Annotated in this window: 16 protein-coding genes; 8 read left to right on the forward strand and 8 right to left on the reverse strand. The window is 38.4% G+C overall.

What is annotated here, in order from left to right; all coding sequences use genetic code 11:
- Positions 1–77: 77 nt before the first annotated feature.
- The 5 genes from ACQY77_RS04295 to ACQY77_RS04315 all read left to right on the forward strand — a co-directional run bounded on the left by ACQY77_RS04295 (position 78) and on the right by ACQY77_RS04315 (position 6,779).
- Positions 78–791: a 3'-5' exonuclease gene (locus ACQY77_RS04295; RefSeq protein WP_421939218.1), complete on the forward strand. Its 714-nt coding sequence runs from the start codon at positions 78–80 to the stop codon at positions 789–791.
- On the forward strand, positions 791–2,494 hold the full coding sequence (locus ACQY77_RS04300; protein ID WP_421939217.1) for an ABC transporter ATP-binding protein: 1,704 nt from the start codon (positions 791–793) through the stop codon (positions 2,492–2,494). Before ACQY77_RS04295 ends, ACQY77_RS04300 begins: the two co-directional genes overlap by 1 nt.
- A gap of 8 nt (positions 2,495–2,502) precedes the next feature.
- On the forward strand, positions 2,503–3,537 hold the full coding sequence (locus ACQY77_RS04305; RefSeq protein ID WP_421939216.1) for a sialidase family protein: 1,035 nt from the start codon (positions 2,503–2,505) through the stop codon (positions 3,535–3,537).
- A gap of 92 nt (positions 3,538–3,629) precedes the next feature.
- Entirely contained in the window at positions 3,630–5,762 is a 2,133-nt protein-coding gene (rnr, locus tag ACQY77_RS04310) for a ribonuclease R (RefSeq protein ID WP_421939215.1), read from the forward strand.
- Between the two features lie 42 nt (positions 5,763–5,804).
- Entirely contained in the window at positions 5,805–6,779 is a 975-nt protein-coding gene (locus ACQY77_RS04315) for a polyprenyl synthetase family protein (protein ID WP_421939214.1), read from the forward strand.
- Positions 6,780–7,112: 333 nt separating this feature from the next.
- On the opposite strand, the gene rpmA is transcribed toward ACQY77_RS04315, so the two are convergent.
- From rpmA to ACQY77_RS04335, 4 genes are all read right to left on the reverse strand, one after another.
- Positions 7,113–7,514 carry a 50S ribosomal protein L27 gene (gene rpmA / locus ACQY77_RS04320; protein ID WP_421939213.1) on the reverse strand — a complete coding sequence of 134 codons (402 nt, stop codon included), beginning with the start codon at positions 7,512–7,514 and terminating at the stop codon, positions 7,113–7,115.
- A gap of 52 nt (positions 7,515–7,566) precedes the next feature.
- A complete protein-coding gene (rplU, locus tag ACQY77_RS04325) occupies positions 7,567–7,878 on the reverse strand; it encodes a 50S ribosomal protein L21 (protein WP_421939212.1) in 312 nt (103 codons plus the stop codon).
- 285 nt (positions 7,879–8,163) lie between these two features.
- The gene (locus ACQY77_RS04330) at positions 8,164–8,664 is read right to left on the reverse strand and encodes a hypothetical protein (protein ID WP_421939211.1); all 501 of its coding nucleotides are present in this window, start codon (positions 8,662–8,664) and stop codon (positions 8,164–8,166) included.
- Positions 8,665–8,756: 92 nt separating this feature from the next.
- Positions 8,757–10,133 carry a dicarboxylate/amino acid:cation symporter gene (locus tag ACQY77_RS04335; protein WP_421939210.1) on the reverse strand — a complete coding sequence of 459 codons (1,377 nt, stop codon included), beginning with the start codon at positions 10,131–10,133 and terminating at the stop codon, positions 8,757–8,759.
- Positions 10,134–10,297: 164 nt separating this feature from the next.
- On the opposite strand from ACQY77_RS04335, the gene ACQY77_RS04340 reads away from it, so the two are divergent.
- From ACQY77_RS04340 to ACQY77_RS04350, 3 genes are read left to right on the forward strand one after another with little or no spacing between them, the layout of a single operon-like run.
- Positions 10,298–10,795: an RNA polymerase sigma factor gene (locus tag ACQY77_RS04340; protein ID WP_421939209.1), complete on the forward strand. Its 498-nt coding sequence runs from the start codon at positions 10,298–10,300 to the stop codon at positions 10,793–10,795.
- Positions 10,782–11,381 (forward strand): hypothetical protein, encoded by a 600-nt coding sequence (locus ACQY77_RS04345; RefSeq protein WP_421939208.1) that lies wholly within the window; start codon positions 10,782–10,784, stop codon positions 11,379–11,381. Before ACQY77_RS04340 ends, ACQY77_RS04345 begins: the two co-directional genes overlap by 14 nt.
- Before the next feature lie 35 nt (positions 11,382–11,416).
- Positions 11,417–11,977, forward strand: a complete 561-nt coding sequence (locus ACQY77_RS04350) for a DUF922 domain-containing protein (RefSeq protein ID WP_421939207.1) — start codon at positions 11,417–11,419, stop codon at positions 11,975–11,977.
- Here the strand turns inward: ACQY77_RS04350 and ACQY77_RS04355 are convergent.
- The 4 genes from ACQY77_RS04355 to trxB all read right to left on the reverse strand — a co-directional run bounded on the left by ACQY77_RS04355 (position 11,960) and on the right by trxB (position 16,104).
- Positions 11,960–12,343, reverse strand: a complete 384-nt coding sequence (locus ACQY77_RS04355; RefSeq protein WP_421939206.1) for a diacylglycerol kinase family protein — start codon at positions 12,341–12,343, stop codon at positions 11,960–11,962. The genes ACQY77_RS04350 and ACQY77_RS04355 overlap by 18 nt on opposite strands.
- A gap of 44 nt (positions 12,344–12,387) precedes the next feature.
- The gene (locus ACQY77_RS04360) at positions 12,388–12,990 is read right to left on the reverse strand and encodes a hypothetical protein (protein WP_421939205.1); all 603 of its coding nucleotides are present in this window, start codon (positions 12,988–12,990) and stop codon (positions 12,388–12,390) included.
- A 57-nt stretch (positions 12,991–13,047) separates the two neighbouring features.
- On the reverse strand, positions 13,048–14,958 hold the full coding sequence (locus tag ACQY77_RS04365) for a beta-N-acetylhexosaminidase (RefSeq protein ID WP_421939204.1): 1,911 nt from the start codon (positions 14,956–14,958) through the stop codon (positions 13,048–13,050).
- 189 nt (positions 14,959–15,147) lie between these two features.
- Positions 15,148–16,104 carry a thioredoxin-disulfide reductase gene (gene trxB, locus ACQY77_RS04370; RefSeq protein WP_421939203.1) on the reverse strand — a complete coding sequence of 319 codons (957 nt, stop codon included), beginning with the start codon at positions 16,102–16,104 and terminating at the stop codon, positions 15,148–15,150.
- Positions 16,105–16,107: the final 3 nt, after the last annotated feature.

Genomic DNA, 16,107 nt, shown 5'->3' on the forward strand with positions numbered 1-16,107 from the left:
AACACTGAACATTAAAACGAGTCTTACCCTTGCCGGTTCGTCCTTGACTCAGCACTAATTTTTCCTTATCTTGTTGTATGCTTAGAACGTTAGATCTCAATCAAGTAATGGTGCTTGATATTGAAACAGTACCTCAATATCCACACTACAGCGAACTCCCACCTCACCTGCAACACCTCTGGGAGCAGAAAACCCATCACCAACGAAAAGAAGATCAGGATCCGGATGAATTTTACGAAAGAGCAGGTATTTTCGCTGAATTCGGTAAAATTATTTGCATCAGTCTGGGTATTTTTAATATTCATAATGGCACAAATGAATTACGGGTAAAATCATTTGCCGGGCATAACGAGAAAGAAATCCTTCAACAATTTCAGGCATTAATGAATAAGCAAAGTCCGGGATTATGTTTCTGTGCGCATAACGGCAAAGAATTTGACTTTCCATACCTCTGTCGCAGATTACTGGTTAATGGCCTGGATATCCCGGTTCAATTACAGCTTGCGGGTAAAAAACCCTGGGAAGTAAACCACCTCGACACCATGGAGCTTTGGAAATTTGGCGATTACAAACACTACACTTCTTTAAGCCTTTTAGCAGCAATATTTAACATTCCAACACCAAAAGATGATATTGATGGCAGTCAGGTACGGCAAGTTTACTACGAAGAGCAAAATTTGGATCGGATTGTGGTTTATTGTCAGAAAGACGTTGTTACAACCGCACAGGTTTTGTTAAAATTCAAAGGATTGGAAATAATTCCGCCAGAAAACATTACCATTGTATCCTAATGTTGAATGTAGACAATTTAAGCATAGACTTTTTCAATCAGGAAGAAAAAACCTGGTTCAAAGCCGTAAAAAACATCCACTTCGAAGTAAAAACAGGTAGTGTTCTGGGTATCGTTGGAGAATCAGGTTCTGGCAAATCAGTAACGTCCTTTTCTATCATGCGTTTACATGATGAGCGCGCTGCAAAAATTACCGGTAATATCAATTTCGAACAGGTTAGCCTGCTCAAATTAAGTAGCGAAGAGATCAGAAACTTTAGGGGAAACCAGATTTCCATGATCTTCCAGGAACCCATGACTTCCCTAAACCCAGTTTTCACTTGCGGAAATCAAGTGGCAGAAGCCATCGTATTACATCAAAAAGTTAGTAAATCTGAAGCTAAAGCTAAAACAATTGCCCTTTTTGAAGAGGTTAAGCTTCCACGTCCTGAAAAAATATTTGATAGCTACCCGCATCAGATTTCTGGAGGACAGAAACAACGTGTGATGATTGCCATGGCATTGAGCTGCAACCCGAAACTCCTAATTGCCGATGAGCCCACTACTGCCTTAGATGTTACGGTTCAAAAAACCATCCTGCAACTTTTACTTAAGCTGAAAACAGAACGGAACATGGCCATGATTTTCATTTCACACGATTTAGGTGTAGTAAATGAGATTGCCGATGAGGTAGCCGTCATGCTAAAGGGAGAAATTGTGGAGCAGGGGCCGGCAAAATCTATTTTCGAAAACCCTCAGCATCCTTATACCAAAGGCTTGCTGGCTTGCCGCCCTTCCCCCCTGCTTCAACTCAAAAAACTACCTGTTGTTGCCGATTTCCTCACCGGAAAAATTGATGACGCATCTGCTCATTTAAAACCCGAGAATCAGATCACAGCGTTCGAAATTGAAGAAAGACGCACTTTTTTATATCAACAAAAGCCATTGCTGTCTGTTAAAAACCTATGTAAATGGTATCCCATCAATAATGGTTTATTTGGTAAGCCAAAAGATTTCGTGAAAGCGGTTGATAATTTGAACTTTGAGGTTTATCCGGGCGAAACATTAGGGCTGGTTGGCGAATCGGGCTGTGGAAAGACAACACTCGGCCGAACCATATTAAGATTAATCGAGCCTAGCTCCGGAGAAATCAATTTCAATGGAGAAAACATAACGCATACTGGTAAAGCTACGCTGAGAAATCTTCGTAAAGACATACAGATCATATTTCAAGACCCTTACGCTTCTTTAAATCCCAAAATCAGTGTGGGGCAATCCATCATGGAGCCATTGGTAGTGCATCAGCTTTATCAAAATGATGCCATACGCAAGAAAAAGGTACTGGAGCTTTTAGATAAAGTAGGTTTAAAAGAAGAGCACTTTAACCGTTATCCACATGAATTTAGCGGCGGGCAAAGACAGCGTGTAGTAATTGCAAGAGCACTCGCCCTGCAACCTAAATTCATCATCTGCGATGAATCTGTATCTGCCCTGGATGTATCCGTGCAGGCACAGGTTTTAAATCTGCTTAAAGACCTTCAAAAAGAATTCGGACTCACTTATATCTTCATTTCCCATGATCTGGCTGTAGTCAAACATATCTCCGATCGAATTATAGTTATGAATAAAGGGAAAATTGAAGAAGAGGGTTTTCCAGAACAAATTTTCTATGCTCCTAAAGCAGCTTACACTCAAAAATTGATAGACGCTATTCCTAAAAGTTAGTTGCTGCTATGAAATATACCTTACTCCTTTTTTGCACAATCTTTCATTTATTTGCATTTGCACAACACCCTCTTGAAGTTAAAATCATTAAGGCTGAATACATCTTTGATCAGGCTCCTTTTGAAGCCTGCCATGCATCTACGCTGGTTGAACTTAAAGATGGTGAAATCATGGCAGCCTGGTTTGGTGGTAAGCATGAAGGCAACAAAGATGTTTCCATCTGGACGGCAATAAATAAGAGAGGAAAATGGTCTGCTCCATCTCAGGTTGCAGATGGAATAGTAAATGATACACTCAGATATCCTTGCTGGAACCCGGTTTTATTTAAAGCGAAGGATGGTACACTTTACTTACACTATAAAATTGGCCCTAACCCACGCGAATGGTGGGCAGTTTACAAAATATCCAAAAACAACGGTAAAACGTGGTCAGCAGCACAAAAGCTTCCAAAAGATTTCTTGGGGCCGATTAAAAATAAGCCCGTTCAACTTGCAAACGGGAACATTCTTTATCCATCAAGTACAGAAAGTTTAGACGAAAAAGTGTGGAAAGTACATTTGGAGCAAACAGATAGCAAGGGGTATAACTGGAAAAAGATCGCCATAAATTGCGATACATTTGGTGTGATCCAACCTTCAATTCTGACCTACCCAGGTGGTAAATTACAAATCCTCTGTCGCAGCAGGCAAAACGTAATTGTAGAAAGCTGGTCGAAAGATAAGGGAAAATCCTGGTCAAAACTGAAAGCAACATCGCTGCCAAACCCAAATTCTGGGAGCGATGCAGTTACCTTACAGGATGGCAGACAGCTTTTAATCTATAATCCACTCTCGGCAGGAAAAAACTGGTGGGAAGGTCGTTCCGTTTTAAAATTAGCCATTTCACCAGATGGGAAATCCTGGAAAGACATTTATACTTTTGAAAATAATGAAAGTGGCGAATACAGTTATCCGGCAATCATTCAGGGTTCTGATGGCGCTGTTTACCTGAGCTATACCGCTTTACGCAGAAAAATAAAATTCTTTAAACTGGATCTGAATTAACCTGTTTAAGATATCATACAGATCACATTTTAACGGCTAAAAACAGGCGTTTTTACATCTTTTCTGTATATTCGGTAAATTCGTTTAAGCTTATGGCAAAGAAAAAATCGTCCAATATAAAATTAGTTCTGAATCAACTGGTTAGTGATATTTTTGAGAAAAACAGTAATCAACTCCTCAATTACAAACAGGTTTCATCTAAACTGAACCTCACTGACCAGGAGTCTCGCGAAACCATTCTGGAGATTTTAAAAGAAGGTAAACAAACAGGCATTTTCTTAGAACCTGAAAAAGGAAAGTATAAACTGAAAGAACTGAAGAACTTTATCATCGGTACTGTTGATATGACGGCTGATGGTTCTGCTTACATAGTTCCTGAGGATGAATTTGAAAAAGATGTTTTTGTTGCGCCACGTAAGCTGAAAAACGCACTCCATGGAGATACCGTTAAGGTTTACGTTTTTGCCAAAAAGAGTGGCCGAAAAAATGATGGAGAGGTTGTTGAGATCATTAAAAGAGCAAAATCTGATTTCACTGGCGTAATTAAAGTATCCGATCGTTTCGCTTTTGTCATTGCCGACGATAAAAAAATGATGCACGATATTTTTGTTCCCCTTGGTGATATTCATGGGGCAAAAAACGGCCAAAGGGTATTGGTTAATTTAGCCGATTGGCCCGAAGGTGCTAAAAATCCTATTGGTGTAGTTAAACACGTTTTAGGTAACCAGGGCGAAAACAATACCGAAATGAACGCCATCCTGGCGCAGTATGGTTTCCCTTTAGAATTTCCGCCACAGGTAGAGAAACAGGCCAATGCCATTCCGGAAGAAATTCCGGCGGAGGAAATTGCTAAACGTAAAGATTTTAGAAAGGTTCTTACCTTTACTATCGACCCGGCGGATGCCAAAGATTTTGATGATGCGATATCTTATCAAAAGTTACCCAATGGAAACCATGAAATAGGCGTTCACATTGCCGATGTTTCTCATTATGTAATCCAGGGAACTGATTTAGATAAAGAAGCGTACAGCAGGGCAACCTCTGTTTATCTGGTAGACAGGGTAATCCCTATGCTTCCAGAGCGCTTAAGTAATGGTGTATGTTCATTACGTCCACACGAAGACAAGTTGTGCTTTGCCGCTGTTTTTGAGTTAGATGATGATGCCAATATACAATCGGAATGGTTTGGTAGAACAGTTATCCATTCTGACAGAAGATTTAGTTATGAAGAAGCCCAGGAAGTAATCGAAAATAAAGCTGGCGATCATGCTCAGGAAATATTAAAACTCAATGAATTGGCTTATATCTTACGCGACCGTAAGTTTAAAAATGGTGCAATTAGTTTTGAAAGTACGGAAGTTAAATTCAAGCTGGATGAAAGTGGTAAACCCATCGGCGTTTATGTAAAAGAGCGTAAAGACGCCCACAAACTCATTGAAGATTATATGCTTTTAGCCAACCGTAAGGTTGCCGAATACATTGCAAAAAAAGTAAAGGGTAAAAATAAATTAACTTTCGTTTATCGGGTGCACGACTCTCCAAATATGGAGACCCTAAATACATTTGCTATTTTCGCCTCTCGTTTTGGTTATAAAATAAACACTAAATCGGATAAAGAAATAGCCAAATCATTAAACTATTTAATGACTGATGTAGAGGGTAAAAAGGAACAAAATATACTCACCTCTCTGGCGATCCGTTCGATGGCAAAAGCCATTTATTCTACCAAGAAAACAAGCCATTATGGCTTAGCTTTTGATTATTACACGCACTTTACCTCTCCTATCCGCCGATACCCCGATGTAATGGCACACAGGCTTTTACAAAGCTATTTAGACGGCGGAAAATCAGCCGATGCGGAAGCTTACGAAGTTGCCTGCGTTCATGCCTCAGCCATGGAGAAAAGAGCAGCAGAAGCTGAAAGGGCATCCATTAAGTATAAACAAGCCGAATATCTGGAACACAATATCGGCACAAAATATAAAGGAATTATTTCTGGCGTTACCGAGTGGGGCATGTACGTGGAAATTGAAGAGAATAAATGCGAAGGCATGGTACGTTTACGCGATATATCTGATGATTTTTATGTACTAGATGAGAAAAACTACTGCATTGTAGGCCAGAGAAAGAAGAAAAAATACCAATTGGGCGATGAAGTGATGATTAGTGTAAAAAAAGTAGATCTTTCTAAACGTCAGATAGATTTTACGCTGATTCAAAATTAAAAATCAGATATTTGCGGCTCAATACAGTACCTTAAGAATTAAATGCATACGACAGAAGAATTACAACAGATTTTAGATACAGCAATTCAAAATTTAAAATTTCCAGAGCAACCAAAACAGCTCTATGAACCTATAAGCTATATTATTAATCTTGGTGGTAAACGGGTTCGACCTTTACTCGTTTTACTGGGTACAGAACTTTTTGGCGAAAATGCAAAAGAAGCGATTCATGCTGCAATGGCCATTGAAGTTTTCCATAACTTCACTTTGGTTCACGATGACATTATGGATAATGCACCTCTGCGAAGAGGAAAAGCTACCGTACATGAGAAATGGAGTACCAATACAGCCATCCTAAGTGGTGATGTAATGATGGTTGAGGCCAATAAGAATCTGGCAAAAGTAAATCCGGTTTTCTTAAAGGATGTTCTCGACACCTTCAATGAGACTGCTCAAGGAGTTTGTGAGGGGCAACAGCTGGATATGGAGTTTGAAGCCCGTAACGATGTAAGTATAGAAGAGTACATCAACATGATTCGCCTGAAAACAGCTGTGTTGTTAGGCGGTGCGCTTAAGCTGGGTGCAATCATTGCAGGAGCAAGCAAAACAGATGCAGATCTCCTTTATCAATTTGGAGAAAACATTGGTATTGCCTTCCAGTTGCAGGATGATATTTTAGATGTTTATGCCGACCCTGAGAAATTTGGAAAGCAAGTAGGTGGAGATATTATTGCCAACAAGAAGACTTTTTTACTGCTTGAAGCCTTAACCTTAGCACAAGATGAAAATAAAGCGATTTTAGAGGAATGGTTAACTAAAGAACGATTTGATCCTCAGGAAAAAGTTGCTGCAATCAAAGCCGTATATAGCAATTTAAACATCCAGGATATCGCTCGGACAAGCATGGATGCCTATCTGCAAAAAGCATTGGCTGTTTTTGATCAGATACAGGTAGAGGATTCAGCTAAAGAGAATTTACTGGAGCTCACCAATTTATTAATGGCCCGCGAATACTAGCGATAAAAATCGCACCCGAAGCACACATCAAGACACTCCACAATCTATTTTCACCATCTGGCTGTAGCATATCGCTATAGCCTTAAATATACACCATCTTTTGTAGCGCCTCACTACAACCTTAACGCACTACCCACTCGCTCTTTCGGCGCAAATAATGGATTTTTTCGTGATTTCAGTTCTTCTATGGTCAGGCATAACCTCAATCTGGTTATAGCTCCTCATTACGGCATTAATATACAACTTGCTCAAATTTCACAACCCAGCACAGCAGGTCAAAAAAAATGCCCTTCGAAATAAATCGAAGGGCATTTCTGTATGTTAGATACTTGATTATTCTGCAGCTGCAGCTTCTTCAGTAGCTTCTTCTTTTTTAGCAGCTTTCTTAGCAGGTGCTTTTTTAGCTGGAGCTTCTTCAGCAACAACTTCTTTTTTAGCAGCAGGTGCTTTAGCAACTTTCTCTACAACCTCTGCTTTAGCAACAGCTGGAAGTACAGAAACATATGATTTATTATCAGCTTTCTTTTTGAAAACAACTGTACCATCAATTAAAGCAAATAAAGTGTGGTCTTTTCCTAAACCAACATTTTTATCTGGATGGTGTTTAGTTCCGCGTTGACGTACTAAGATATTTCCAGCGATAGCTTCCTGACCACCGAAAATTTTAATACCCAAACGCTTACTGTGCGATTCACGTCCGTTCTTCGAACTACCGGCTCCTTTTTTGTGTGCCATGTTTTTATCTTTTGTAACCTACCCTAAGGCAGATTATGGGGTTAACAATTAATTATAAAGTGATATCTGAGATCTGGATCTTAGTGAAAGATTGACGGTGACCGTTTTTCTTTTTATAACCTTTTCTACGTTTTTTGTGGAAAACGATTACTTTATCACCTTTTAAATGAGACACGATCTTAGCCGAAACTTTAGCACCTTTAACTGCAGGAGCACCTACAGAGATTTTACCACCGTTATCAACCAACAATACATTGTCAAATTCAATACTAGCGCCTTCATCTCCCTGTAATCTGTGTACAAAAAGGTGCTGGTCTTTAGCAACTTTAAATTGCTGCCCTGCTATATTTACTATTGCGTACATTGTTTAAATATTTATTTTTTTTAACTTTTTATTTAACGAGGTGCAAATATAGAACAAAAACTATTAAGACACAAACACCTGAGTAAAATTATTTTTTCAATAGAAAGTGTCAGGTTAGTCTTGAGTCTAAAGTATGTGATTGTGAGCCTAAATGAGCAAGAAGCAATGATATTTCCCACCTTAACTTCCCTTAACTCCATAATATTTAGATGACAGTATAAAGTATCAAGCATAAAGTATCAAGTATCGAGTAGTGAGTATCAGGAAGGATTATACGTTAGCAATCTATTTCCCCGATCTCTTTTCTGCCTGGTTTAATGTTTCTTCGATCACTTTCCTCATTTGCATAGCTGCATCCAATAGCTTAGGGTTTCCATCAAAATCACCATAAATTACCACATGCTTAGATTTCTCCTTGTAATTGAAAGTAATATCGTAACGAGGAATACTCATCGACTTGGCACTTTTTACCCCTATGGTATCCGGAAAATTCCATAAACCAATTTCATTGGCTTTACCATGCATATATAATACATCATCGTTCTTTAAAAAAACCGTTTTGCTGATTAAAGAATCACGACTATTTACATACTGATACTTTCCATCAACAGAATTATATTGATTCTCCAATGTATCCTTTACACCCCACTTATATTGCATAGATACAAAATCCGCTTTTCTGAATGGCGCATTTTTTAGGATCGGCCGGTAATAAATCACACAATAAATGATAAAAGGAACAACAATCGTTAACGCTAAAAAAATCTTTTTTCCTTTACTTGACACTTTTTATTTATTTAATGAATGAATGAATGATAAAATTATAGAATGACTGAATGAAATCCAACACTAATGACTAATGACTACGAACTAATGACTTAAGAATCCTTCAGCTCCCCTTCCCACTTGCTTACTACTGCAGTTGCAATGCTGTTACCTACTACATTAGTAGCCGAACGTCCCATATCTAATAATGGATCAATACCAATTAACAAAGCCAGACCAGCTTCGGGTATATTAAAACTTGCAATCGTTCCGGCAATAACAACCAGGGAAGCTCTTGGAACACCTGCAATACCTTTACTGGTAAGCATTAAAATAAGTAACATCGAAATCTGTTGCTCAAAACCCAAATGAATTCCATAAGCCTGGGCAATAAATAACGATGCAAAAGTCATGTACATCATGGAACCATCCAGGTTAAAGGAATAGCCCAAAGGCAATACGAAACTAACGATCTTATCTTTACAGCCAAAACGCTCCAATAAAAGCATGGTTTTAGGGTAAGCAGCCTCACTACTGGCCGTACTAAAAGCTAAAACAGCCGGCTCCTTCATATCACTAACCAACCTGAATACACGTTTCTTCAGTACAAGGAAACCTAAAAATATAAGTACACTCCAAAGTATGGCCAAGCCAAAATAGAACTCCCCGATAAATATCGCATAGGTATTCAGCACGTTAAGCCCCTGCTTGGCAACAATTGCTGTCATAGCCCCAAATACTGCTAGCGGAGCAAAATTCATCACATAACCCGTCATTTTTAAGATTACATGCGCAATGGCATCGAAAGCTTTGATTACAATTTCGCCTACCGGACCAATTGCAGCAGTTGCCACGCCAAAAAACAAAGAGAAAACTACAATCTGTAAAATTTCGTTCGTAGCCATGGATTCGGCTATACTCTTTGGAAACACATGTGTGATAAAATCTTTAACACTCATGGCGGCTTTCTGAATACCAGTATTAACCAACTGATCTGGCAATGGTAATTTCATGTGCACCCCTGGCTTAAACCAGTTAACCAAAATTAATCCCAGGACCAGCGACATGAGCGACATGGCCACAAACCAGCCTAATGTCTTTACACCGATCCTTCCTACAGCTTTAATATCACCCACTTTAGCTACACCAACAACCAGTGTTGTAAAAACCAATGGAGCTACAATCATTTTAATCAGGCGTAGAAAAATATCACTTAAAAGGGTAAAATATTCCAGTTTCTTTTCCCTGATATCTTCGTTCTCTTTCTTGATTTTAGCGTTTTCTTTTTTCTCGGCCTTTAATTGAGTAAAGGTTGTGCTAGTGGTATCTCCAAGCTTGGCAATACTCACTTCAATACTTTTAACTTTGGCATCTGCCGTTAATATCTTCTGGTTATAAACATCAATTGAATTAACATTTAAAATATAACCCAGACCTATACCTGCAACCAGCGCAATAAAAATAAAGAGCGTAAGTTTGTTTTTCTTCATGAATAAAAAAGTTTGTGGCTTTGTTAATTTGGTAAAACTACGATATTTACGGCGTGTAACAAATTTTGATTTTAAGGACAGCTAAAAAACCAGCTTATTTTTATTTCTTTTGTTGTAACAAACTATTTAATCTCTCATCTAAAAAGCAATTATTAACCCCATAAATGGAACAAAAAGACAAGTTATTTAAGCAGATCTTCGATTCAAATTCCAAAAAAATATTCCATTTATGCTATGGTTATACTGGCGATAGTGATGCAGCTAATGATCTTTTGCAAGAAACTTTCTTAAAAGTTTGGCAGAATTTAGATAAGTTCCGTAACAAATCGCTTATTTCTACCTGGATTTATAGAATTGCCGTTAATACCTGTTTAACCTACCTGAGATCTGAAAAAAGACAGGCCAAGGATGAATTAACCGACAACATTATTGAAAATAAGATAGAGGAGTTTTCTGAAAAAAATGAACAGGTTGCATTACTTTATAAATGTATATCCAAACTTGAAGAAAACGACCGTTTGATCATTACGATGGTTCTAGATGAATTGCCCTACCATGAAATAGCAGATATATCAGGCATTAGCGAAGGAAATTTAAGAGTGAAAATCCACAGAATTAAACAAAAATTAACAGAACTATATAACCAATATGCAAGCGTTTGATCAAATACAGCAGTTGTGGCAGAAGCACGAGGTAGAAGTAAAAGTTTCTGCTGATGAAATGTTGCAACAGGTAAAAAAAGAAGTAGGTGGTTTGAAACTTAAATCCGCATTAAATATTATAGCGATGTTTGCTTCATTCCTCTCCATTGCAGCCCTTTGGATATTCTTTCATTTCGAATCATGGACTACCCATGTGGGAATAAGCATTACCATTATCGCTATAGGTGTATATACATTAATTCTTTATCGCGACCATAGGTTGATTGCTAAAAGTGATTTTACCGCACACCCACATGAGTACCTCAACAATTTAAAAACCTATCAGCTCAACCGTTATAAACTTTATAATTCGCTTTATTGGTTTTATGCCATTGCCCTCTCTCTGGGAATAATTTTCTATTTCGTTGAAATTTTATCTTTCTTCAGCATCATTCAAAAAATTGTCGCCGTTGGACTAACATTCTTATGGATTTTGTTCTGCTCTACCATTTTAAGAAAGGCTGTTATAAAACGTGAAAAAGAAAGAATAGCTTTATTGATCGAAAAATTTGAGCGCCTTAGCGAGCAGATCTCAATGCCAGATTAATTTTAGGCACGATTTTTTCATTGCTTAAAAAACACATGAAAAAAATTGCCTGTCTTTTATTTGCATTAACTGCTTTACCGTTCCTTTCCTTTAAACAGGACTTTAACAAACCGGTACAGCTTAATTGGGATACCCATTTTAAAGGAAATCCCGATAACAATTCTCCATTTTATGCACTAACGGCCATGACCTGGCGCTATAGTTATAATTCTACCGTATATCGAAACCGTGTGGAAATAAAACTTACCAATCAGGTTTCTATCGATAAAAATCGGTCCTGGGTAAAATGGGACAAGATTAAAAACCCGGAGGTAAGAGAAAGCTTGCTTCATCACGAGCAAGGCCATGTAAATATTCAATATATCTTACTTTTAGAAGCAGACAGGGTTTTAAAAAACAGAACATATTCAGTAAAAAATTACAAAGCACAAATTTCTCAGTTGGCTAATGAGATCAGTGATTTCTTTGACACCATGCAGCGCAACTATGATGAAGAAACTGAACATGGCAGCAATCATAAAATGCAGGCCCGTTGGGATGAAATTATTGAAGACAAGATGAACGAATCATTAGAAGCTTCACGGACCGGGAAATAACTTAGGCACAAAAATCAAGAGTGCAACAATTAGAGCGACTATGGCAGTAATTAAAACGGCTCCGGCTGCAACATCCTTCAACAGCTTGATCTTTGGATGATGGACAGGAGAAACGATATCTGAAAGTGTTTCTATAGCAGTATTAATCATTTCTGATGCCCAAACCAATGCGATCGCAAAAACAACAGCAATCCATTCGGAGGTACTTATCTTAAAATAAAAGGACAAAGCAACTACCAGTATTGCTGCCAACAGCTGAATACGCGCATTATGCCCTTCTAAAAAGAATAGCTTTATCCCGTTAAAAGCATACTTAAAGCTTTTAAGCCGATCTGTAACCGAAAATTTCTGTTCTCTCCTATCCATATACCCTGGATTAACTTCGGCTTAAATTACCTGATTAAGTTGAATTATTCCGGTTTCAGCTCAGTGGTAGAAAAACTATTACCGCTCAGTTTATACTGAATCGTTCTGGTTATGATCTTAGTTGAGTCCTGCTCATCCTTCACCGGAAAAGAACGAAATAAATCACCATTTTTTATAAAGAACTTGTCATTTCCCTGGTAACCTTTTTTCTGAGCCGAACTTAGGGAAGGAAAGCTTATTTTATTAAAGTCTCCGCCCGAATATTCATAAACATTGAGGTCGGAAACGTTTTTCTTATTCAACAATTGCATATAAAACTCAGGATTACCATCATTATCCAAATCCATATTCCAGGCATCTGTCATCACTCCTTTCCGTTCAACAGCTTGTGAACGAAAGTTGTTTCTGGTAGAATCAGACATCAAAATCTGATAGCCTCCAATTGAATCTACCCCCTTACCCCAGCTTAAAATTTCAAAGCTAAGTCCTGGTTTTATCTCAATACTTTTATAAAAAGGAAAAGGATTTTTCTGCACTTTAATCACTTCTGGCTGCAGGGTTTGTGGTTTATCTTCCGTACAGGCAAAACAAAAAAGCACCCCAGTCATTAACATGAGGTGCTGAATACTATATCGTTTTAATTTCATTTCTTGGGGACATTTGGTTCCACCAAAATAAGCAATTTAGCTTTTTATCCAAAAGGATTATTTTTTTGCTTCTGCTTTAACTTCAGGAGCGCCGTTGTTTAAAACCGTTTCGGTTACCACGCTTCTTCTACCACTAGGTGCCACCACAATCGTTTTCAATATTCTTTTCTCTCCGTGCGGAACTGTAACCTTAATTGGAGCATTATATAAGAACGCATTTTCTGATGGACGTGATTCGTCTAGTGAATAATAAATCTTACCTCCGGCAACAGGAACTTTTAATTCGATGTTAAAATCGCCTCCGTTTAATGGCTTTTCGCTCTGACCAATTGGTGTTGGCACCCAGAAATTAAGTCCTTTCTTATCTAAATTCGCTAAATGAAGAGGCAATCTATCTTCCTGGAAGTTTTTCAGATCTTTTTTAGCTACCGGAGTCCATGAAATTTCTGATAAGGCCAATAAACGCGGAAACGCATGGTTTTCAGCCTTTGCAGTAGTTTTTACATACTCTGTCCAGAGGTTTGCCTGAACACCAATTACATGCTTACCTTGCTCGGCGGTTAACTCTTTCGGAACCGGATCATAAGCATAGATTTTTTGATAAGGAGCTAAACCGCCAATGGTTACAGGCTCATCAGGCGAGTTAGATTGTTTGTGATCAATATATAAACCCATAGAACCAGGAGTCATAATCACATCGTGATTTTCTTTTGCTGCAGCGATACCTCCAGCTTCTCCTCTCCAACTCATTACCGTAGCATTAGGGGCTAAACCGCCTTCTAAAATCTCATCCCAGCCAATAATAGAACGACCTTTTCCGTTTAGGTACTTCTCAATTCTTTGAATGAAATAACTCTGTAATTCGTGCTCATCTTTTAAGCCTTTTTCTTTCATTAAATTTTGGCAAAAAGCCGATTCTTTCCAATATGTTTTAGGCGCCTCATCACCACCGATATGGATATATTTAGAAGGGAAAATGGCTACTACTTCATCTAATACATTTTGTAAAAAAGTAAAAGTATTTTCTGAAGGCACAAAGATGTCATCAAAAACACCCCAGGTTTGCTGAACCTGCTTTCCTTTTCTGCTACCTGCCCAAGGCGTGTTATTGGCAACAAAAGTATCACGATCAGGAAAACAACTCAACTCAGGGTAAGAAGCAATGGCTGCAGAGGCATGACCTGGCAACTCAATTTCCGGAATAACAGTAATGTATTTCGAAGCAGCATACCTTACTATTTCTTTAGCTTCCTCCTGCGTATAGAATCCTTTTACCGGCGTTTGATCATTACCATTACCTGGATGATGTGCTATAATCGTTCCATTACGAGATGATCCAATGGTCGTCAATTTTGGATATTTTTTAATCTCTAATCTCCATCCCTGGTCTTCTGTTAAGTGCCAGTGAAAAGTATTGATCTTATAATAAGCCAATTGATCAATGTATTTTTTGATGAAAGAGATCGGGAAGAAATGTCTACCCACATCTAACATCGTTCCACGGTATTTAAAGCGGGGGTAATCGTTGATGAATACTGCAGGAACAGCGATTTTATCGCCAGTTTTTTCTGGGATCATTTGCATAGCCGATTCTACAGCATAAAAAAGACCCGCTCCTTTACCTGTTAAAACGATCTGATTAGGTGTTACTTTAATGGTGTATCCTTCTTCAGGAAGTTTATCGGCACCAACTGATGTAAGCACTATGGCCTTCTGAATGCCTGTGGTTGCCTTTGCTTCTCTTAGCGAAAAACCGGCTTTGTTTACAATAAATGCATTTAAAAGATCGCCCATTTTTGCGCCATCGGCATCGTTATGCACCAATACTACTGTTTTGTCTAAAAGAAAGGTTCCGGAATTTTTTGTTATGGAAACCGGTGCAGGAATAATCCCCAGGTTGGGGTCACTCTGTGCAAAGGCATTGGAGCTGATTAATACGCCAATAAAAATCGATAATGCTTTGTTCATTTGTGATTAAGTTTTAGGTTAAATTTTTGTTTTAGTATGACCAAGATAGAAATAGTAAAAAGATTCTAAGCCCCACATTTTCGTTACAATTAAAATCAAACGTTTGCTTAGGTTACGGAAGTACAAAAAAAGCAAAAGGCTCCTCGATTTTAATCGCAGGAGCCTTTATTTTTTCATTTTAATAACTTACTAAGCTTCAACAGGATGCTCTTTAGCTGCAAGATATCTTTCAGCATCTAATGCAGCCATACAACCAGATCCAGCTGCAGTAACCGCCTGACGATAATACATATCCTGAACATCACCACAGGCAAAAACACCTTCGATATTGGTTAAGGTAGAACCTGGCTTGGTTAATAAGTAACCTGTTTCATCCATTTCTAACTGTCCTTTAAAGATATCAGTATTGGGTTTATGACCAATGGCTACGAAAAAGCCCTCAACAGGAATTTCAGAAATTTCACTGGTTTTATTATTAATTACCTTTACAGCCGTAACATTTTTACCATTACCTAAAATTTCCTGCGTTTCAGTATTATAGTGTACTTCAATATTTGGTGTTGCTAAAACACGGGCAACCATTGCTTTAGAAGCTCTAAATTCATCGCGGCGAACCAATAAATGAACTTTACTACAAAGTTTTGCTAGATAAGTAGCTTCTTCAGCTGCCGTATCTCCCGCGCCAACAATGGCTACATCCTGTCCTTTAAAAAAGAAACCATCACATACTGCACATGCTGATACTCCAAAACCATTATATTGTTGCTCACTTGGTAAACCCAACCATTTTGCTGTTGCTCCAGTAGCAATTATTACTGTATCTGCAGTAATGGTTTTAATTTCATCTACCACGATCTTGTGGGGTGCAGATGAAAAATCTACTGAACTCACATACCCGAAACGGATATCAGTACCAAAGCGCTCTGCCTGTTTGCGAAAATCCTCCATCATTTCAGGGCCCATAATACCTTGTGGGTAACCAGGGAAATTTTCAACATCTGTTGTTTGTGTAAGCTGACCTCCTGCCTGCATACCAGTATACATAACTGGTTTCAAATCAGCTCTTGCTGCATAAATGGCGGCAGTGTAACCTGCAGGGCCTGAGCCTATAATTAAACACTGAACGTGTTCGTTTTCTTGTGACATTAT

The organism is Pedobacter sp. (assembly GCF_965279535.1).
Taxonomy (GTDB): domain Bacteria; phylum Bacteroidota; class Bacteroidia; order Sphingobacteriales; family Sphingobacteriaceae; genus Pedobacter.